Origin of the sequence: Hydrogenophaga sp. (assembly GCF_019264445.1) — a bacterium.
Lineage (GTDB): Bacteria > Pseudomonadota > Gammaproteobacteria > Burkholderiales > Burkholderiaceae_C > Hydrogenophaga.
Map to the genome: position 1 here is coordinate 71,012 of NZ_JAHVAB010000049.1, position 19,212 is coordinate 90,223.

The window sequence follows — 19,212 nt, forward strand, 5'->3', positions numbered from 1 at the left end:
TGTCGCAGTCAGATATCAACGAACTGCTCGTTCTCTATCAGTTTAAATTGATCGGCGCTTGATATTCTGAATTTTCGATACTGATACAAGTTTTCAGCGAAGCTAAGCGGCATTATATTCTTTAGAAAGCCTCGATCGAAATGTGCTGGATCGACAAAAAATGCGTTGACGCCGTTCTGATCAATGGTTACGAATTGATATCCCTGAGCTTCGAAAAAGTTCCGCCAGCCTTTAATTGATACGCCGTAATACAGCTGAGTCGGATGGGCGGAGCTAAATACGAAGTCATCACGATACGCTACGGTTGTCGATCTCTCCGGGCCGAAAACAGAGTTGAACTCAACAACGAAAATCTTAGGTCGAATGCCATTGTCCAATATTGCTTTTGCAATATAGTAGTCATTGCCGTCGATATCGAGTGAAAATACATCTGGATCGTTGTGGAACATTAGCCTCTTGAGCTCGTGAACATTTTCCCTGGTTACGAACATATTGCGACATTCGCCACCTACACTATGCCCTGCAATCATTCGCTTTGCTCGCTCGGCAAGCGTTGGATCACCTTCGATCATAATCCCGCTCAGTTTCTCTGCTACGACCAACCACGAAGAGTTGTTTTCGATGCCATCTGAGCAGCCTATCTCTACGAAATACCTATTCTGAGTGAGGAGTTGTTTTCGCAGGACGTCGATTATGCCGTCTTCGCCATTTTGACTGAAACCCGAAAATTCCCATGTCGCAGGGCTCATTAGGTCCACCCGTCTCGCGTTCATCGTTGCTCCGCCCTTTGTTAGCGCGATGATGATTCGTTGACGATCGCGAACATCAAGTAGGTAGTTTTTCAGTTGGGTGATCATAGTTGTTCAGATAGGGGGGTGACATTTTGTCATTTGAAGATTCTATGGCAGGCCATGTGTCTGAATTGGCGTGATGTGGCGAGTGATACAAGGACTGAAAGAATCAATACTACGACGCATGCAGCTAACCTCCAGATGCCAGTTGTGTGCGTAGCCCTTAGGATTTGATCAGCAGTAGCTGCGATCGCAGCCGAAATTATCATTGGTGTGCCGACATCAAAGAGCAACCATTTCAAAGCGATGCCCCTTAAAAGATACCTGTGTGTCACCCATGTGCCTAGGAGCAAATAAGTAGAATGTAAAATTGCCCATGCTCCTGCCCCACCAACTGCTCCGAAATGCGAAACGAGATAGTAAATCAATGGGGCGAGAAGTGTGATAAGCGCAAGGTTAATCGCTAGTGGCAACCGCGTGTTGCCATACGCCAGTTGCAAGGCATATGGGAAATGCATGACACCATGTAGCACGGAACCAATCGCAAGGAGTCCAATTATTGGTGCAACGGATTTCGCGAGACTGGCGTCTCCGATCCAGAGATTCAATAGATCGCCGCTGAAAATAATGAGCATTGAAGCGATAGGGAAAAGAATGCTGGCCAGCATCCTCGTCCCAAATCGATAAAGATTCTCAATTCGGGCCGTGTTTGAAGTGACGACTAATGCTGCGAAGCGCGGATAGACAATATTGAAAACGGGTGTAACCACTATATATAAAGAGCTAACCACTACCGATGCGAGCATATACTTGCCAAATTCATCTAGTCCGAGAGATTTGCTAAGTATCACTTTGTCAATCTGTGTAAGCACGAGAGCTGTTACGCCAATCGCACTCATTCCTGCGGCGAAATTTGCGATCCCTTTAAGATCACTGATGTTGAAGGCCGGTACTTTGAGCCTGCCGATGATTGACCATGCAGCGCTGCGAATCGAGATGGCATATGCAAAGCCTACGCAGGCTTGCCAAGTAAAGAAGGCCTCAATCGTGGGAGATACTAAAGCAAGTACTAGTATCGCTCCCCCGTTGGCTAACACTACCATGACAATGTTAATGCTGCTCGATACGTCCACTCGTTCGGCGCCGAGCAGTGCGCCGGTATAAAGGCCTATTGGCCAACGGCACGCTATAACCAAACCAAGCAGTTGTATTGCTCTAATGATCGATTCTTTTGGTAGCTTGTTTCCCTGAAGCCAATGTTCCGCAATAGCTGGGGCAAAGGTGGCGAGCAGTACGCCAATAGTTATGGCAATGCCCCAGTAAAAGTGCGCTAGTGTATGGAGAATCTTTCCCGATTCCTTAATATTGCCCACGGCGGACTGTCGAGAAATCTCCCTGCTAATGGCGGGTGTTATGCCGAGGTCCAATAGCTGAAGAATAGATTGGGTGGCCAAATAGAAGCCTATCAATCCATAGGCTTCTATTCCCAGATGCTTTATATAAAAGGGAACGCTCGCAAGGCCAACGCAGGCTGACCATGCGGAGTTAAATAGTCCTATCGATAGATTTCGACTCAGTTTCAATGGATTCTATTCGTGATTCTGAGTTGCAGAATATCCGTGACGCTTGATCAATTGATCGCGTTCCGCTGATCTAAGATCCTCGCGCACCATTTCAACGACCAACTCTTTGAATGTGGTCGCCGGTTCCCAGCCCAATTTGGACTTGGCCTTGGACGCATCGCCCAGCAGGGTTTCCACTTCTGTCGGGCGGAAGTAGCGCGGATCGACGGACACGATGCAGTTGCCTGCAGCGTCGTATCCTTTCTCTTCGATGCCTTGGCCTTCCCAGCGTACCTGCATGCCCAGCTCGCTGGCTGCCGCGTTGACGAAGTCGCGAACGCTGTACTGCACACCCGTGGCGATCACGAAGTCTTCCGGCTGTTCCTGTTGCAGCATCAGCCATTGAGCTTCCACGTAGTCACGAGCGTGTCCCCAATCTCGTTTGGCATCCAGATTGCCGAGGTACACCTGCTTTTGCAGTCCAAGTTTGATTCTGGCCAGTGCGCGCGTGATCTTTCGGGTAACGAAGTTTTCCCCTCGTACCGGAGATTCGTGATTGAACAGAATGCCATTGCAAGCAAACATGCCATACGCCTCCCTGTAGTTCACCGTGATCCAGTACGCGTAAAGCTTGGCGACGGCATAAGGAGATCTGGGATAGAAAGGTGTGGTTTCCTTTTGGGGTGTCTCCTGCACCAAGCCGTACAGCTCAGACGTCGAGGCTTGATAGAAACGTGTCGTGTTCTGCAGCCCCAGTATCCGCATCGCCTCAAGGATGCGCAGCGCGCCCAGTGCGTCTGAATTGGCTGTGTACTCGGGCTCTTCGAATGAGACGGCAACGTGGCTTTGAGCTGCTAGGTTGTAGATCTCGTCCGGCTTCACCTGCTGGATGATGCGGATCAGGCTGCTGGAGTCCGTCAAATCTCCGTGATGGAGAAAGAACCGGACGCCATCCTCGTGGGGGTCGCGATAGAGGTGATCGACGCGTGCTGTGTTGAACGATGACGCGCGGCGCTTGATGCCATGCACCACATATCCCTTGTTCAGCAGGAATTCCGCCAAGTAAGCGCCATCTTGTCCGGTCACTCCCGTGATCAAAGCAACTTTGTTCATTTTTCTGTCTTCATGAGTGGGTGATGCGCGCCAATCCATACATTGCTGGATCGGTCATTCGTCTTGCGTAAGTGTTAGGAAACTCGCGCCTGCTTCGTCCTTCGCTGAAACGAGAGGTGGCTGGGCACTTGGCCACTCAATCGCAAGGGTTGGGTCGTTCCAGCGGATGCACCGTTCATGCGCCGGCGCGTAGTAGTCCGTCGTCTTGTACAAAAAGTCCGCCGACTCGCTCAGCACCAGGAAACCATGTGCCAGTCCCGCTGGCACCCAAAGCTGTCGGTGGTTGTCCTCCGAAAGCTCCACGCCCACCCATTTCCCAAAGGTCGGTGAGCCCTTGCGAATGTCCACCGCCACATCAAAAACCGCACCGCGCACCACGCGCACGAGCTTGCCCTGGGGTTGCTGCACTTGGTAGTGCAGGCCGCGCAGCACGCCTTTGGCGCTTCGGCTGTGGTTGTCCTGGACGAAGTTCACGTCCAGACCGGTGGCCTCGTTGAAGGCTTTCTGGTTGAAGCTTTCAAAGAAGAAACCGCGCGTGTCGCCGAACACCTTGGGCTCGATGAGCAGCACATCAGGGATGGTGGTGGGTGTGACTTTCATCGTGGCACCGATTCGTTGAGCAGGCGCAGCAGGTACTGCCCGTAGCCGTTCTTCTTCAAGGGTTCGGCCAGCGCCTGCAGGCGCGCCGCGTCAATCCAGCCGTGCCGCCACGCGATTTCTTCCGGGCAGGCAATCTTCAGACCCTGGCGATGCTCCAGCGTGGCGATGAACTGCCCCGCTTCCAGCAGGCTGTCGTGCGTGCCCGTGTCGAGCCAGGCGTAGCCGCGCTGCATGATCTGCACATTGAGCTGGTTCAGGTCCAGGTAGGCCTGGTTGACGGCGGTGATTTCGAGTTCGCCGCGCGCGCTGGGCTTGACTGCCTTGGCAATGTCGACCACCTGCTGGTCGTAGAAGTACAGACCGGTCACCGCGTAGTTGCTCTGAGGCTTGGCCGGTTTTTCTTCAATGCTGCGGGCCTTGCCTTGCGCGTCGAAGGCAACCACGCCGTAGCGCTCGGGGTCGTTCACGTGATACGCAAACACGGTGGCGCCATGCGTTTGCGCGTCGGCGCCGGCGAGCAGCGTGGTGAAGTCGTGGCCGTAGTAGATGTTGTCGCCCAGCACCAGCGCGCTGGGGCTGTTGCCGAGGAAGTCAGCGCCGATGATGAAGGCCTGTGCCAGGCCGTCCGGGCTGGGCTGCACCGCGTACTGCAGGTTCATGCCCCAGGCGCTGCCGTCGCCAAGCAACTGCTGAAAGCGCGGCGTGTCCTGCGGCGTGCTGATGATCAGCACATCGCGGATGCCGGCGAGCATCAGCGTGGTGAGCGGGTAGTAAATCATCGGCTTGTCGTACACCGGCAGCAATTGCTTGCTGATGGCCAGCGTGGCCGGGTGCAGACGGGTGCCGGAGCCGCCCGCGAGGATGATGCCTTTGCGTTGAGTCATGCGGTGCCTGTGGGTCAGAGGATTTCGGTGAGCATGCGCCGCACGCCCACGCGCCAGTCGGGCAGCGCGAGGCCAAAGGTGTCGCGCAGGCGGGTGGTGTCCAGCCGCGAGTTCAGCGGCCGGCGTGCGGGGGTGGGGAATGCGCTGGTGGGCACGGGCGCCACTTCTTGCGCCTTGATCGCCAGCGTGGGCTTCAGCTGGCGCGCGGTGTCGATGACAAAGCGCGCATAGCCGTTCCAGTGGGTTTCGCCTGCGGCGCTCAGGTGGTAAGTGCCTTGGGTGGCGGGGTCGCGCAGCGCTTGCCGGATGGCGTGCGCCGTGACGTCGGCGATCAGGTCGGCGCCGGTGGGTGCACCGTGTTGATCGTCGATGACGGTGAGGCGGTCGCGCTCCTGCGCCAGGCGCAAGATGGTCTTGGCGAAGTTGCCGCCGCGCGCGGCATACACCCAGCTGGTGCGAAAGATGAGGTGGCGGGCGCCGCTGGCGGCGATGGCTTGTTCGCCAGCGAGCTTGGTCTGGCCGTATACGCTCAGCGGGCCTGTGGCGACATCTTCGCGCCAGGGGGTGGCGCCGCTGCCGTCAAACACATAGTCGGTGGAGTAGTGAACCAGCAGGGCGCCCACGTCGCGCGCCGCCGCTGACAACACCCCAGGCGCCTCGGCGTTGATGGTGTGTGCCAATGCCTTTTCGCTCTCGGCCTTGTCCACGGCGGTGTGCGCAGCGGCGTTGACGATTACCGTGGGGCGAAGGCGCTGCACGGTGTCGCGCAGCCCTTGCGGGTTCGAGAGGTCGCCGCAGCCACCGTCGGCTTCGGTGCTGTGGCGGTCCAGAGCGACCAGTTCGCCCAGTGGCGCAAGGCTGCGCTGCAGCTCCCAGCCGACCTGACCGTTCTTGCCGAGCAGGAGGATCTTCATGCGGTGGCCGGTGCGCCGTATTGTGTTTGCACCCACTGCCGGTACGCACCGCTCTGCACGCGTGCCACCCAGTCGGGGTGGTCCAGGTACCACTGCACGGTCTTGCGGATGCCGGTGTCGAAGGTCTCGGCGGGTTTCCAGCCGAGCTCGGCTTCCAGCTTGCGGGCGTCGATGGCGTAGCGCCGGTCGTGGCCCGGGCGGTCTTTCACGTGCGTGATCTGCGTCGTGTACGACGCGCCATCGGCGCGCGGGCGCAGCTCGTCGAGCAGGGCGCAGATGGTGTGCACGATCTCGATGTTGGGCTTCTCGTTCCAGCCGCCCACGTTGTAGGTTTCGCCCAGCGAGCCGGCTTCCAGCACGCGGCGGATCGCGCTGCAGTGGTCTTTCACATAGAGCCAGTCGCGCACCTGCATGCCGTCGCCGTACACCGGCAGGGGCTTGCCCGCGAGGGCGTTGACGATCATGAGCGGGATCAGCTTTTCGGGGAAGTGGAACGGGCCGTAGTTGTTGCTGCAGTTGGTGGTGACCACCGGCAGGCCGTAGGTGTGGTGCCACGCGCGCACCAGGTGGTCGCTGGCGGCCTTGCTGGCCGAGTAAGGGCTGTTGGGTTCGAAGCCGTGGGTTTCGGTGAAGGCGGGCGCGTCAGGGGCGAGGCTGCCGTACACCTCGTCGGTGCTCACGTGCAGCAGCCGGAACGCCTGTTTCTCGGCATCGGGCAGGGCGGACCAATGCGCGCGCACGGCCTCCAGCAGGCGGAAGGTGCCGACGATGTTGGTCTGGATGAAGTCTTCGGCACCGTGAATGGAGCGGTCGACGTGGCTCTCGGCCGCGAAGTGGACGATGGTGCGGGGGCGGTGCTCGGTGAGCAGGCCGGTCACCAGCGCGCTGTCGGCAATGTCGCCTTGCACAAACATGTGCCGCGCGTCGCCTTGCAGGCTCGCGAGGGTTTCCAGATTGCCGGCGTAGGTGAGCTTGTCGAGGTTGATGACGGGCTCGTCATGTTGAGCCAGCCAGTCAAGCACGAAGTTGGCGCCGATGAAGCCAGCGCCACCAGTGACCAGAATCATGGGTATCCCTTGAGGTGTGGGTCTTCGGGGTGCCGCCCTCGGCACCCAGCCCATCGCATTATCTGCGGTCTGCCGGGGTTTCCGGCCGACCGTATTGTTCGATCAGTGACCGTGTGAAACGGTCTCGCCTGCCTTCAGGCGGTACACGGTGCCGCAATAGGGGCACTTGGCTTCGCCGGTGGCCGCCACGTCCAGGTAGACCTTGGGGTGGCTGTTCCAGAGCTTCATGTCGGCCAGCGGGCTGGGGCAGAACACCCCGCCGTGGGCGTTCAGGTCGGACGCCTTGAGTTCAACGGCAGCTTTGCTCATGGCGTGCTCCTCAGACCTTGGCCAGCCAGTGGGCGTACTTGGGGTTGCGGCCGTTGACGATGTCGAAGAACGCGCTCTGGATCTTCTCGGTGATCGGGCCGCGGCTCCCGCTGCCGAGCTCGATGCGGTCGAGCTCGCGGATCGGGGTGACTTCGGCGGCCGTGCCCGTGAAGAATGCTTCGTCGGCAATGTAGACCTCGTCGCGCGTGATGCGCTTCTGGATGATCTCCAGGCCGAGGTCCTTGGCGATGTGGAACACCGTGTTGCGGGTAATGCCGTTCAGCGCGCCGGCCGAGAGGTCGGGCGTGTAGATCACGCCGTTCTTGATGACGAAGATGTTTTCGCCCGCGCCTTCGCTGACGAAGCCGCTGGAGTCGAGCAACAGGGCTTCGTCGTAGCCCTCGTCTGTCACTTCCATGTTGGCCAGGATGGAGTTGGTGTAGTTGCTCACCGCCTTGGCCTGCGTCATGGTGATGTTGACGTGGTGGCGGGTGTAGCTGCTGGTCTTCACGCGGATGCCGCGCTTGAGACCTTCTTCACCCAGGTACGCGCCCCAGGCCCAGGCGGCGACCATCAGGTGGATGGTGTTGCCCTTGGGCGAGACGCCCAGCTTCTTGTCACCGATCCAGGTGAGCGGGCGGATGTAGCAGCTCTCCAGCTTGTTTTCGCGCACCACCGCCTTCTGGGCTTCCATGGCTTCTTCCATGGTGAACGGCAGCTTCATGCGCAGGATCTTGGCGCTGTTGAACAGGCGCTCGGTGTGTTCTTCCAGGCGGAAGATGGCGGTGCCGCCGACCGCGTTGTAGGCCCGCACCCCCTCGAAGGCGCCGCAGCCGTAGTGCAGCGTGTGGGTCAGCACGTGGATCTTGGCGTCGCGCCAGTCCACCATCTGGCCGTCCATCCAGATCTTGCCGTCGCGGTCGGACATCGAGGGAACGATGGGGCTCATGGGGGTCCTTTGGTTGTTCGTCGGGAGGGCAGGCCGGCCGGCTGCCAAACCCGCGATTTTACGGCGTCGGACCGGCCGTCTCTGACGCCTCTGCGGCGGCCGGACGGTCCAGCTTCCAGCGCACCAGCTTGCCGTCCTGGAAGTCGGCGGTCACGGTGGAGTCGCCGTTGTCGCGCCATCGGTAGACCTCGGGCTGCACGTTGTCGGCAGACAGGCGCTCGCCGAGCGACCGCGTCATGGCCATCACGTGCATGAGGGTGGAGCCGGGCTTGAGCTTGGCATTGAGCATGACCGCGCTGTCGACATAGCCAATGGGCCGGTCGGCGGCGCGCTTGAGCACGGTCATGACCCGCGTGAAGTGCAGCAGCAGCCACATGGTGAGGCCACCGCCCACGGCGGCCACGCCCGGCCAGCCAAAGGAGCGGTAGGCAAGAAAAAGCAGGCCCAGGCCGGCTGCGGGGTAGAGCAGTTTCTGAAATGGCATGGGGCGATTGTCGGCGCAGGCCCGGGTGCCGGCCCTGCGGCTAGTACGGATGCCGGCGCTCAGGCCAGGCTGCGCGCCAGTTCCATGGCTTCCTCGATGCGGTCCACCCCGTGCACCGTGAGGCCTTCAAACGCCTTGTCGTTCTTGCGCGGCAGGTTGGCCTTGGGCACCACCGCCACGCTGAAGCCCAGCTTGGCGGCCTCCTTCAGGCGGTCCTGGCCGCGCGGCGCCGGGCGCACTTCGCCGGCCAGACCCACCTCGCCGAACGCCAGAAAACCCTTGGGCAGCGCCTTGCCACGCAGGCTGGAGGTGATCGAGAGCATCACCGCCAGGTCGGCCGCCGGCTCGCTGATGCGCACCCCGCCCACGGCGTTGACGAACACGTCCTGGTCCATGCAGGCCACCCCGGCGTGGCGGTGCAGCACCGCCAGCAGCATCGCCAGGCGGTCGCGGTCCAGGCCCACCGAGAGGCGGCGCGGCGAAGGCCCGCCGCTGTCCACCAGCGCCTGAATCTCCACCAGCATGGGCCGCGTGCCTTCCAGCGTCACCATCACGCAGCTGCCCGGCACGGGCTCGCTGTGCTGGCTCAGAAAAATCGCACTCGGGTTGCTCACACCTTTCAGGCCCTTTTCCGTCATGGCGAACACGCCGATCTCGTTGACCGCGCCAAAGCGGTTCTTGATGGCGCGGATCAGGCGAAAGCTGCTGTGGGTGTCGCCCTCGAAATACAGCACCGTGTCCACCATGTGCTCGAGCACGCGCGGGCCGGCCAGTGCGCCCTCCTTGGTCACGTGGCCCACCAGCACGATGGCCGTGCCACTGGCCTTGGCCGCGCGCGTGAGGTGGGCGGCGCATTCGCGCACCTGCGCCACCGAGCCCGGCGCGCTGGTGAGCTGTTCGGAATACACGGTCTGGATGGAGTCGATCACCGCGATGGCGGGTTTCGTGTGGTCCAGCGTGGCCAGGATCTTTTCCAGCTGGATCTCGGCCAGCACACTCACCTGCGAGCCGTCCAGCCCGAGGCGGCGCGAGCGCAGCGCCACCTGCGCGCCGCTCTCTTCACCCGTCACGTAGAGCGTCTTGAGGCCCGCGCGCTGCAACGAATCCAGCGCCTGCAGCAGCAGGGTCGACTTGCCGATGCCCGGGTCGCCGCCGATCAGCACCACGCCGCCTTCCACAATGCCGCCGCCGAGCACGCGGTCGAGTTCGTCGTGGCCCGTGGGCGTGCGCTGCACGTCGGTGGCTTCGATGTCGGCCAGGGTGGTCACTTCGGCCGTTTTGGCCAGCGAGGCAAAGCGGTTTTTCGACGGGGCCGCCGACTCCGCCACCGACTCCACCAGCGTGTTCCAGGCGTTGCAGTGCGGGCACTTGCCCAGCCACTTGGGGCTGGAGCCGCCACATTCGTTGCAGGTGTATTGCGTTTTGTCTTTGGCCATGGTGCTGGGCAATATAGTCGACACCCTCATGCCCGCATCCGACCCTGCCGCCGCCCTGCGCGTGCTGCCGCCCGGCGCGCAGCCGCGCTCGGCGGCCGCGCGCGCCTACAACCTGCAGCTCACCCGCATCGACAAGCTGCGCAGCCAGCTGGCCGAGCTGGACGCGCTCGGCCAGCAGCACCGCATGGCGCTGCACAGTGCGGTGGAGCCCTTGCGCCGACGGCTTGCCAGCGAACAGCGCGGGCTCGCGCTGGCGCTCGATGCCCACCTGCAAGGCAAGCTGCTCAGCCGCGTGCAGGCCGACACCGCGCGCACCGTGCTGTGCCAGCTCGCGCGCGTGCTGGCCGAGGCGGGCGATGCCGGCATGCGCGAGCTGCACGACCGCCACAGCCTGCGCACGCTGGCGCAGCTCAAGCAGGACGCCGCCGATGCGCTGCGCCAGCGGCTTGAAGCCGTGCTGGGCGAACCGCTGGACGACGACGGGCAGGACATGAGCGCCGAACAACTGCTGCGCGCCGGCATGGAGCGCCTGCGCCGCGCGCAGGACGATTCGCGCGCCGCCAGGCGCGAGGCAGCGCAGGCACGGCGCGCACGCAAGAAGCCCGGCGCCTCGGCGCACGAGGCCGAGCAGCAAGACGCCGACACGCTGCTGCGGCGCCTCTTTCGCCAGCTCGCCAGCGCCCTGCACCCGGACCGCGAGACCGACCCCCACGCGCGCCTGCACAAGACGGCGCTGATGAGCGAAGCCAATGCCGCCTACGAGCGGCGCGACCTGGTGGCGCTGTTGCAGATTCAGACCCGCGCCGAACTGGCCGACCCCGAGGCCGTGCGCCAGCTCCCCGATGCGCGCCTGGCCTCGCTCACGCTGCTGCTCAAAGCGCAGGTGGCCGAGCTGGAGCGCGAGCGCGCGGGGCGCCAGGCTGCGCTGGCCGCCGAGTTCGATGTGCCTGAAGGCGTGTCACCGAACGCGAACACCTTGTTGCAAAACAGGATCGACCAGACCCGTGAACTGGAAGACGCGCTGGCGCAGCTGGCCCGCGACCGCGCGCAGGTGGACGACCCCGCGCGCCTCAAGCGCTGGCTCAACGCGTGGCGGGACGCGCGTTGAAGCCCTGAACCAGCTCGGTCACGAGCTGCGCCGCCGCCACCTCGCGGCAGCCGCTGGCGTTCTGGCCCGACCACAGCGGTGAAAAGTCGCCGCTGCCCTTGGCCTCCCAGTGCGCCCGCAGCGGCGCCATGGCGGCCGTGGCCAGCGGGAAGGCGGGCGCCACCGGGTTCATGGGGCCGAGCTCGCGCATGACGCGGTTGACGATGCCGCGCGCCGGGCGGCCCGTGAAGAGGTGCGTCAAGGCGGTGTGGTGCGCGGCCTCGCTCTGCAAGGCCGCACGGTGCAGCGCGCTGGTGGTGGTCTCGGTGCAGCACAGGAACGACGTGCCCACCTGCACCCCGGAGGCGCCCAGCGCCATGGCCGCTGCCACGCCCGACGCATCGGCAATGCCGCCGGCCGCGATCACGGGCACCGACACGGCCGCGACGATCTGCGGCAGCAGCGCGAACGTGCCGGTCTGGGTGGTGAGGTCGTCCGAGAGAAACATGCCCCGGTGCCCGCCCGCTTCGATGCCTTGCGCAATGACGGCGTCCACGCCAAACGCCTCCAGCCAGCGCGCTTCTTCCACCGTGGTGGCCGACGACAGCACCACGGCGCCCCAGCCCTTCACGCGGTCCAGCAGGTCGAGGTCGGGCAGGCCGAAATGAAAGCTCACCACCTTGGGGCGAAAGCGCTCCAGGATGTCCAGCGCCGCGCGGTTGAAGGGCACGCGCCCCGCACCAGCGGGCACGGTGTCGATGTCCAGCCCGGCCTCGTGGTAGTAGGTGGTGAGCCAGGCGCGCCATGCCGCTTCGCGCGCCTCATCGGCTTCGGGCTGTGCGTGGCAGAAAAAGTTGACGTTGTAGGGGCGCTGTGTGCCCGCGGCCAACGCAGTGAGTTCGCGGTCCATGGCATCGGGCGACAGCGTGGCGCAGGGCAGCGAGCCCAGCGCGCCGGCGTTGCTCACGGCCACCGCCAGCGCCGCCCCCTGCACGCCCGCCATGGGCGCCTGGATCAGGGGGAATTCGGTGCCGAGCAGGGTGGTGAGTGCGTTCATGCGCGCATTCTCGCCCTGCCACCGTCTCGGGTAAACCCTTGATTTGTTTCCAGAATATTCATTTAATATATTAAATAAATGAGCCGCGACGCCCCCTTCATCCACCGCAACCTGCCCCGCCTGCTGCTCGAAGCGCGCGAGGCCGTGATGCTGCACACCCGGCCCAGCCTGCGCCAGCACGGCCTGTCGGACCAGCAGTGGCGTGTGTTGCGCGTGCTCGGTGAACACGCGCAACTCCCCGGTGGCGTGGAAACCGGGCGCGTGGCGCGCGAGGCCTTTCTGCTGGGCCCCAGCCTCACCGGTGTGCTCACGCGCATGGAGCGCGACGGCTTGATTGCCCGCAGCCGCTGCCCGCAAGACGCGCGGCGCACCGTGGTGCGCGCCACGCCCGCGGGCCTGAAGCTGGTTCAAGACCTCTCGAGCACCATCGAGGCGCACTACGCCTGGATGGAGCAGCGCCTGGGCAAGGCGCGGCTGGCCGAGCTGTACGCACTGCTCGACGAGGTGATTGCCCTGGAGCAACCTTTCAACGAAGAGGCCGATGGCCTGGAAGAAGACGCCGCATGAACCCTGTTCCCTGGATGCCGGCCGGCACGGTCTACGGCGCCTTGCTCAATTTCCGGCGCGAGCACGCGCTGTGGGCGCCGCGCATGAACGACGCGCCCTACAAAGGCGCGCCGAAGGCGCCGGTGCTCTACATCAAGACCGCCAACACGTTCACGCCCGCGGGCGCGGCCATTGCGCTGCCGGCGGGTGCCTCGGTGCAGGCCAGCGCCTCGCTCGGCCTGGTGATGGGGGAGGGCGGTGTGGCCGGCGCCGTGCTGTTCAACGACCTCGCCATTGCCCACGAGAGCTACTACCGCCCACCCATCAAGGCGCGCTGCGTCGACGGCTTTCTGGGCGTGGGCGGCGAATGCGTGCCACTCGCCGCACTGGGTGGCCTGGACGGCATCGCCCGCCTGCAGATCGGGCTGCACATCAACGGCGTGCACCAGCAGACCACAGCGCTGGCCGACCTCGTGCGCGACGCCGCCACGCTGCTGGCCGATGTGAACGAATTCATGACCTTGCGTTCAGGCGACGTGCTGATGCTCGGCACCGACTGCCTGGCCGATGGCACGCGCCCCCTGGTGCACCCGGGCGACACGGTGGAGATCACCGCGCCGGGCTTTTCGCCCACCTTGCACAGCTTCACACAGGAGGTGGCCGCATGAAGCGCGCCCGCATCGCCTGGGCCGGCGCGGTCCACGACGCCATCGAAGCCGACGGCCAGCTCGAACTGCTCAGCCCGGGCTTCAAGGGTCGGCGCGTGTCGTTTGACGAGGTCGTGTGGTTGCCGCCACTCGCACCGCTGCCCCCGCAGCGCCCGCGCACGGTGCTCGCCCTTGGCCTGAATTACGCCGACCACGCCAAAGAGCTCGCCTTCAAGGCGCCCGAAGAACCGCTGGCCTTCGTCAAGGGCGAGGCCTCGCTCACCGGCCACCGCGGCTTCACGCAGCGCCCGGAGGGGGTGAACTTCATGCACTACGAGTGCGAACTCGCGGTGGTGATCGGATGCACGGCGAAGCGCGTGAAGCAGGCCGATGCGCTGGACTTCGTGGCCGGCTACACCGTGGCCAACGACTACGCCATTCGCGATGTGCTGGAAAACTGGTACCGGCCCAACCTGCGCGTGAAGAACCGCGACACCTGCACGCCCATCGGCCCCTGGCTGGTGGACGCCGCCGACATCCACGAAGGCCATGGCGGGCCAATGAACCTCGCGCTGCAAACCACCGTCAACGGGCAGGTCACGCAGAAGGGCCACACGCGCGACATGATCTTCGATGTGCCCACGCTCATTGCGCACTTCAGCAGCTTCATGACGCTGCAGCCGGGCGACCTCATTCTTACCGGCACGCCCGACGGCGTGGTCGACTGCCAGCCGGGCGACGTGATCGTCACCTCCATCGAAGGCATCGGCGACCTCGTCAACACCATCTCTCTCAAGGCCTGATTCCATGAGCACGATCCAGCACCTCATCAACGGCAAACCGGTGGCCAGTGGCACCACGTTTGAAACCCTGAACCCCGCCACGCAGGACGTGCTGGCCGAAGTCGCTGCCGGTGGCGCGGCCGAGGTCAACGCCGCCGTGCAGGCCGCGAAAGACGCTTTCCCGAAATGGGCTGGCCTGCCCGCCACCGAGCGCGCCAGACTCATGCGCAAGCTCGGTGAACTGATCGCCGCGCACGTGCCCGAGATCGCGCAGACCGAGACCAACGACAGCGGCCAGGTGATCGCACAGACCGGCAAGCAGTTGATTCCGCGCGCGGCCGACAACTTCCATTACTTCGCCGAGATGTGCACGCGTGTGGACGGCCACACCTACCCCACGCCCACGCACCTCAACTACACGCTGTTCCACCCCGTGGGCGTGTGCGCGCTCATCAGCCCCTGGAACGTGCCCTTCATGACGGCCACCTGGAAGGTCGCGCCCTGCCTGGCCTTTGGCAACACCGCGGTGCTCAAGATGAGCGAGCTCAGCCCGCTCACCGCCGCGCGCCTGGGCGAGCTGGCGCTGGAAGCGGGCATTCCCGCCGGGGTGCTCAACATCGTGCACGGCTACGGCAAGGAAGCCGGCGAGCCGCTGTGCGCCCACCCCGACGTGCGCGCCATTTCCTTCACCGGCTCCACCGCCACGGGCAACCGCATCGTGCAAAGCGCGGGCCTGAAGAAGTTCAGCATGGAGCTCGGCGGAAAGAGCCCGTTCGTGATCTTTGACGACGCCGACCTGGATCGCGCGCTGGACGCCGCCGTGTTCATGATCTTCAGCAACAACGGCGAACGCTGCACGGCGGGCAGCCGCATCCTGGTGCAGCAGAACATCTACGCCGACTTCGTGGCCAGGTTCACCGAGCGCGCCAAGCGCATCACCGTGGGCGATCCGCTGGATGAAAAAACCATCGTCGGCCCCATGATCAGCCAGGCGCATCTGGCCAAGGTGCGCAGCTACATCGAGCTCGGTCCGAAGGAGGGCGCCACGCTGCTCTGCGGCGGTCTGGACCGGCCTTCTTACGCACCGGAACTGGCGTCGCGCGTGGCGCAGGGCAACTACGTGTGGCCCACCGTGTTTGCCGACGTGGACAACCGCATGCGGATTGCGCAGGAAGAGATTTTTGGCCCGGTGGCGTGCCTCATTCCGTTCAAGGACGAAGCGCACGCGATCGAGCTGGCGAACGACATTCAGTACGGGCTCTCCAGCTATGTGTGGACGGAAAACCTCGGACGCGCGCACCGGGTGGCGGCGGCGGTGGAGGCGGGCATGTGCTTCGTGAACTCGCAGAACGTGCGCGACCTGCGCCAGCCGTTTGGCGGCACCAAGGCCAGTGGCACGGGGCGTGAGGGCGGTACGTGGAGTTATGAGGTGTTTCTCGAACCCAAGAACATCGCGGTGTCGATGGGCTCGCATCACATTCCGCACTGGGGCGTCTGAGATGTCTTCGTGCCCACGGGCTGGCGGGAGCGGGGAGGGTGGGCACTCTGCTCCGCGAATGTCCCCCGGCGGCTGGAGCCGCCTCCTCCCTTTATTTCGCTGCGCAGAGCGCCCACCCGCCCCGATCTGCCGAGTGGCTGGGGCGCATCCGTTGGCCCGTGTTTCCCGCAGTGGGATGAGGCCTTGGGGTGTCCACCGCAGCGAAATAAAGGAGGAGGGGCCGCAGGCCCCGGGGGACATTCGCGGAGGTGGGCATCCCAAGGCCTTGTGCCACGGAGCAAACAACAAACAGAAGGGCAACAAGACATGGGCAAGCTAGCACTCGTCGCCAAGATCACACACGTTCCCTCGATGTACCTCAGCGAAATCGACGGACCGCGAAAAGGCACGCGGCAGGACGCCATTGACGGCCACCACGAAATCAGCCGCCGCTGCCGCGAACTCGGTGTCGACACCATCGTCGTCTTCGACACCCACTGGCTCGTCAACGCCAGCTACCACCTAAACTGCGCCCCCCACTTCCAGGGCACCTACACCAGCAACGAACTGCCCCACTTCATCAGCAACATGCCCTTCGAGATCCCGGGCAACCCCGCGCTCGGCCAGTTGCTCGCGAAGGTGTGCAACGAACACGGCGTGGAAACCCTCGCACACCACGCCACCACCCTGGGCCCCGAATACGGCACCCTCGTGCCCATGCGCTACATGAACGCCGACCAGCACTTCAAGGCCATCTCGGTCTCGGCGCTGTGCCAGTCGCACTACCTCAACGACAGCGCGCGCCTGGGCTGGGCCATGCGCAAAGCCGTGGAAGACCACTACGACGGCACCGTCGCCTTCTTCGCCAGCGGCTCGCTCAGCCACCGCTTCGCGCAGAACGGCCTCGCGCCCGACTTCGGCTTCAAGATCTGGTCGCCCTTCCTGGAAACGCTGGACCGCCGCGTGGTGCAGATGTGGGAGCAGGGCGAGTGGAAGGCGTTTTGCGAGATGCTGCCCGAGTACGCCGCCAAGGGCCACGGCGAAGGCTTCATGCACGACACCGCCATGATGCTCGGCGCCCTCGGCTGGAGCGACTACGACGGCCGGGCCGAAGTCATCACGCCGTACTTTGGCGCCTCCGGCACCGGGCAGATCAACGCCGTGTTCCCCGTCACGCCGCAAACCGGCCGGGCCATCCCGGCCGCGCAGGCCTCCGCCGCCCAGGGCTACCAGGCCGTCTCCCGCCTCTGACCTCACCGCCATGCCGCACCTCGTCATCCTCTACACCCCCAACCTCGACCGCCCCGCTGCCGAGGGCGGCGCGGACATGGGCGCGCTCTGCCGCCGCCTGTGCGACGCCATGCTCGCCGTGCGCGACGAAGCGGACAAACAGGTCTTTCCCACCGGTGGCACGCGCGTGCTGGCCTACCCCGCCGCGCACAGCGCCGTGGCCGACGGGGGCGCCGCAGGCGCAGCGGCCGGGCTGGGCAGCGACTACGCCTTCGTCTACATGAACGTGCGCATGGCCCAGGGCCGCAGCGCGCTCACGCACCAGCGCGTGGGCGATGCGCTGCAGGCGGTGGTGAAGGCGCACTTCGCCACACAACTGGCCACGCGCCCCATCGGCATCACGGTGCAGGTGGACGAAGGGCACGAGGTGTTCGACGGCAAGACCAGTTCCCTCCACCCGCTCTTTCCCCGCCCATGAACCCGCTCACGCACAGACCCATCTCCGCCGTTCGGGCCGAGCCACTTCCAAGGTTCTGCCTGAGCCACTTCCACCGTTCGGGCTGAGCCCATTCCACCGTTCGGGCTGAGCCTGTCGAAGCCCACGCACACCACCATGCTTGACGACACCCTCATCCAGCAGCTCGCCGCAGAGCTCGACGCCTCCGAGCGCAGCCGCGTGCCCATCGAACATTTCTCCAAACGCTTTCCGGGCATGACCATCGACGACGGCTACCGCGTGGGCCGTGCCTGGGTCGCGCTGCAGGTGGCGGCCGGGCGCCAGGTCATCGGCCACAAGATCGGGCTGACCAGCCGCGCCATGCAACTCTCCAGCCAGATCGACGAGCCCGACTTCGGCACGCTGCTCGACAGCATGCGTTTCACCGCGAAGGCTGGCGAAGTGCTGCAGATTCCCACCGCGCGCTTCATTGCGCCGCGCGTGGAGGTGGAGCTGGCGTTTGTACTCAAGGCGCCGCTGCAGGGCACCGACGTGACGGTGGACGACGTGCTCGCCGCCACCGACTACGTCACGCCCGCCATCGAGATCATCGACGCGCGCATCGAGCAGTTCGACCGCCACACCAAGGTCATGCGCAAGGTGTTCGACACCATCAGCGACAACGCAGCCAACGCCGGCATCGTCATCGGCGAGGGCGATGCGCGCTACCGCGCCGATGCCTTCACCACCGATCTGCCGTGGTGCGGCGCCATCCTGCGGCAGAACGGTGTGGTGGAAGAAACCGGCCTGGCCGCCGGCGTGCAGGGCCATCCGGCCATCGGCATCGCCTGGCTGGCGCACAAGCTGGCGCCCTGGGGCGAGTCGCTGCGGCCCGGCCAGATCGTGCTCGCCGGCTCCTTCACGCGGCCGGTGGCTGCCCGCCAGGGCGACCGCTTCGAAGCCGACTACGGCCCCTTGGGCTGCCTCCAGTTTCAATTTGTCTGAACGCACCATGCACACACCCACCAACGTCTTCAAACAAGCGCTCGCCGAGCGCCGCGCCCAGATCGGCCTGTGGCTCGGACTGGCCAACGCCTACAGCGCCGAGATCTGTGCCGGAGCCGGTTTTGACTGGCTGCTCATCGACGGCGAGCACGCGCCCAACGGGTTGCAAGACGTGCTCGCGCAGTCGCAAGCCATGGCGGCGTATCCGGGCACGCACGCCATCGCGCGCGTGCCGGTGGGCGACGCCACGCTCATCAAGCAATACCTCGACCTGGGCGTGCAGACCCTGCTGGTGCCGATGGTGGACACCGCCGAGCAGGCCGCCCAGCTGGTGCGCGCCTGCCGCTACCCGCAAGACGACGGCCAGGGCGGCGTGCGCGGCATGGCCGGCGCTCGCGCCTCGCGCTGGGGCCGCTACCCCCACTACGCCAAAGAAGCCAACGCGCAGGTGTGCCTGCTGGTGCAGGCCGAAACGCGCCAGGCGCTGGAGCAGCTCGATGCAATCGCCGCCACGCCAGGGGTGGACGGCGTGTTCATCGGCCCGGCCGATCTCTCCGCCTCGCTGGGCCATGTGGGCAACCCGGGTCATCCCGAGGTGCAGTCGGCCATTGAAGACGCCATCGCCCGCATCCTGCGGGCGGGCAAGGCGCCCGGCATCCTGACGTCGGACGAGGCGCAGGCGCGCCACTACCTGTCGCTGGGCGCGGTGTTCGTGGCCGTGGGGCTGGACACACAGATCCTCGTGCGCCAGACCAGCGCGCTCGCCGCCCGATTCAAAACCGATGCCCCGGCCGCGCCCGCGCAGGCCAAGGGCAGCGTGTACTGATCCCCCGGGA

General features: G+C 64.3%; 21 protein-coding genes. 9 read left to right on the top strand and 12 right to left on the bottom strand.

Annotation, left to right across the window (positions count from 1 at the left end; translation table 11 throughout):
* Positions 1-8: 8 nt before the first annotated feature.
* From KXJ60_RS09370 to radA, 11 genes are all read right to left on the bottom strand, one after another.
* Positions 9-857 carry a hypothetical protein gene (locus KXJ60_RS09370; RefSeq protein WP_291126572.1) on the bottom strand — a complete coding sequence of 283 codons (849 nt, stop codon included), beginning with the start codon at positions 855-857 and terminating at the stop codon, positions 9-11.
* A gap of 29 nt (positions 858-886) precedes the next feature.
* Entirely contained in the window at positions 887-2,374 is a 1,488-nt protein-coding gene (locus tag KXJ60_RS09375) for an oligosaccharide flippase family protein (RefSeq protein WP_291126574.1), read from the bottom strand.
* Positions 2,375-2,380: 6 nt separating this feature from the next.
* A complete protein-coding gene (gene gmd / locus KXJ60_RS09380) occupies positions 2,381-3,466 on the bottom strand; it encodes a GDP-mannose 4,6-dehydratase (protein ID WP_291126576.1) in 1,086 nt (361 codons plus the stop codon).
* Between the two features lie 54 nt (positions 3,467-3,520).
* Positions 3,521-4,066 (bottom strand): dTDP-4-dehydrorhamnose 3,5-epimerase, encoded by a 546-nt coding sequence (rfbC, locus tag KXJ60_RS09385; protein WP_291126578.1) that lies wholly within the window; start codon positions 4,064-4,066, stop codon positions 3,521-3,523.
* Entirely contained in the window at positions 4,063-4,950 is an 888-nt protein-coding gene (rfbA, locus tag KXJ60_RS09390; protein WP_291126580.1) for a glucose-1-phosphate thymidylyltransferase RfbA, read from the bottom strand. Before rfbA ends, rfbC begins: the two co-directional genes overlap by 4 nt.
* A 14-nt stretch (positions 4,951-4,964) precedes the next feature.
* Entirely contained in the window at positions 4,965-5,864 is a 900-nt protein-coding gene (gene rfbD, locus KXJ60_RS09395; protein ID WP_291126582.1) for a dTDP-4-dehydrorhamnose reductase, read from the bottom strand.
* On the bottom strand, positions 5,861-6,931 hold the full coding sequence (rfbB, locus tag KXJ60_RS09400; protein ID WP_291126584.1) for a dTDP-glucose 4,6-dehydratase: 1,071 nt from the start codon (positions 6,929-6,931) through the stop codon (positions 5,861-5,863). The genes rfbD and rfbB overlap by 4 nt, the downstream gene beginning before the upstream one ends.
* Before the next feature lie 102 nt (positions 6,932-7,033).
* On the bottom strand, positions 7,034-7,240 hold the full coding sequence (locus KXJ60_RS09405; RefSeq protein WP_291126585.1) for a zinc-finger domain-containing protein: 207 nt from the start codon (positions 7,238-7,240) through the stop codon (positions 7,034-7,036).
* Between the two features lie 10 nt (positions 7,241-7,250).
* A complete protein-coding gene (locus KXJ60_RS09410) occupies positions 7,251-8,189 on the bottom strand; it encodes a branched-chain amino acid transaminase (protein ID WP_291126587.1) in 939 nt (312 codons plus the stop codon).
* A gap of 58 nt (positions 8,190-8,247) precedes the next feature.
* Positions 8,248-8,673: a glycerate kinase gene (locus tag KXJ60_RS09415; RefSeq protein WP_291126589.1), complete on the bottom strand. Its 426-nt coding sequence runs from the start codon at positions 8,671-8,673 to the stop codon at positions 8,248-8,250.
* 59 nt (positions 8,674-8,732) lie between these two features.
* Complete coding sequence (gene radA / locus KXJ60_RS09420) at positions 8,733-10,109, bottom strand: DNA repair protein RadA (RefSeq protein ID WP_291126590.1); 1,377 nt, start codon at positions 10,107-10,109, stop codon at positions 8,733-8,735.
* A 28-nt stretch (positions 10,110-10,137) separates the two neighbouring features.
* Here radA and KXJ60_RS09425 point away from each other — a divergent pair, with 28 nt between their 5' ends.
* Positions 10,138-11,217, top strand: a complete 1,080-nt coding sequence (locus tag KXJ60_RS09425) for a hypothetical protein (RefSeq protein ID WP_291126591.1) — start codon at positions 10,138-10,140, stop codon at positions 11,215-11,217.
* Here the strand turns inward: KXJ60_RS09425 and KXJ60_RS09430 are convergent.
* Positions 11,192-12,253 (bottom strand): nitronate monooxygenase, encoded by a 1,062-nt coding sequence (locus KXJ60_RS09430; RefSeq protein WP_291126593.1) that lies wholly within the window; start codon positions 12,251-12,253, stop codon positions 11,192-11,194. The genes KXJ60_RS09425 and KXJ60_RS09430 overlap by 26 nt on opposite strands.
* 78 nt (positions 12,254-12,331) lie before the next feature.
* On the opposite strand from KXJ60_RS09430, the gene hpaR reads away from it, so the two are divergent.
* From hpaR to KXJ60_RS09470, 8 genes are all read left to right on the top strand, one after another.
* Positions 12,332-12,820, top strand: a complete 489-nt coding sequence (gene hpaR / locus KXJ60_RS09435; RefSeq protein ID WP_291126595.1) for a homoprotocatechuate degradation operon regulator HpaR — start codon at positions 12,332-12,334, stop codon at positions 12,818-12,820.
* Entirely contained in the window at positions 12,817-13,467 is a 651-nt protein-coding gene (locus KXJ60_RS09440; RefSeq protein ID WP_291126597.1) for a fumarylacetoacetate hydrolase family protein, read from the top strand. Before hpaR ends, KXJ60_RS09440 begins: the two co-directional genes overlap by 4 nt.
* A complete protein-coding gene (locus KXJ60_RS09445; protein ID WP_291126599.1) occupies positions 13,464-14,249 on the top strand; it encodes a fumarylacetoacetate hydrolase family protein in 786 nt (261 codons plus the stop codon). The genes KXJ60_RS09440 and KXJ60_RS09445 overlap by 4 nt, the downstream gene beginning before the upstream one ends.
* Before the next feature lie 4 nt (positions 14,250-14,253).
* Positions 14,254-15,726, top strand: coding sequence for a 5-carboxymethyl-2-hydroxymuconate semialdehyde dehydrogenase (gene hpaE, locus KXJ60_RS09450; RefSeq protein ID WP_291126601.1), 1,473 nt, complete (start codon positions 14,254-14,256; stop codon positions 15,724-15,726).
* Positions 15,727-16,032: 306 nt separating this feature from the next.
* Positions 16,033-16,956 carry a 3,4-dihydroxyphenylacetate 2,3-dioxygenase gene (gene hpaD / locus KXJ60_RS09455; RefSeq protein ID WP_291126603.1) on the top strand — a complete coding sequence of 308 codons (924 nt, stop codon included), beginning with the start codon at positions 16,033-16,035 and terminating at the stop codon, positions 16,954-16,956.
* A gap of 10 nt (positions 16,957-16,966) precedes the next feature.
* Entirely contained in the window at positions 16,967-17,413 is a 447-nt protein-coding gene (locus tag KXJ60_RS09460) for a 5-carboxymethyl-2-hydroxymuconate isomerase (RefSeq protein ID WP_291126605.1), read from the top strand.
* Between the two features lie 135 nt (positions 17,414-17,548).
* Positions 17,549-18,376, top strand: coding sequence for a 2-oxo-hept-4-ene-1,7-dioate hydratase (gene hpaH, locus KXJ60_RS09465; RefSeq protein ID WP_291126607.1), 828 nt, complete (start codon positions 17,549-17,551; stop codon positions 18,374-18,376).
* 7 nt (positions 18,377-18,383) lie between these two features.
* The gene (locus tag KXJ60_RS09470; protein ID WP_291126609.1) at positions 18,384-19,202 is read left to right on the top strand and encodes an aldolase/citrate lyase family protein; all 819 of its coding nucleotides are present in this window, start codon (positions 18,384-18,386) and stop codon (positions 19,200-19,202) included.
* The last annotated feature ends 10 nt before the right edge of the window (positions 19,203-19,212 follow it).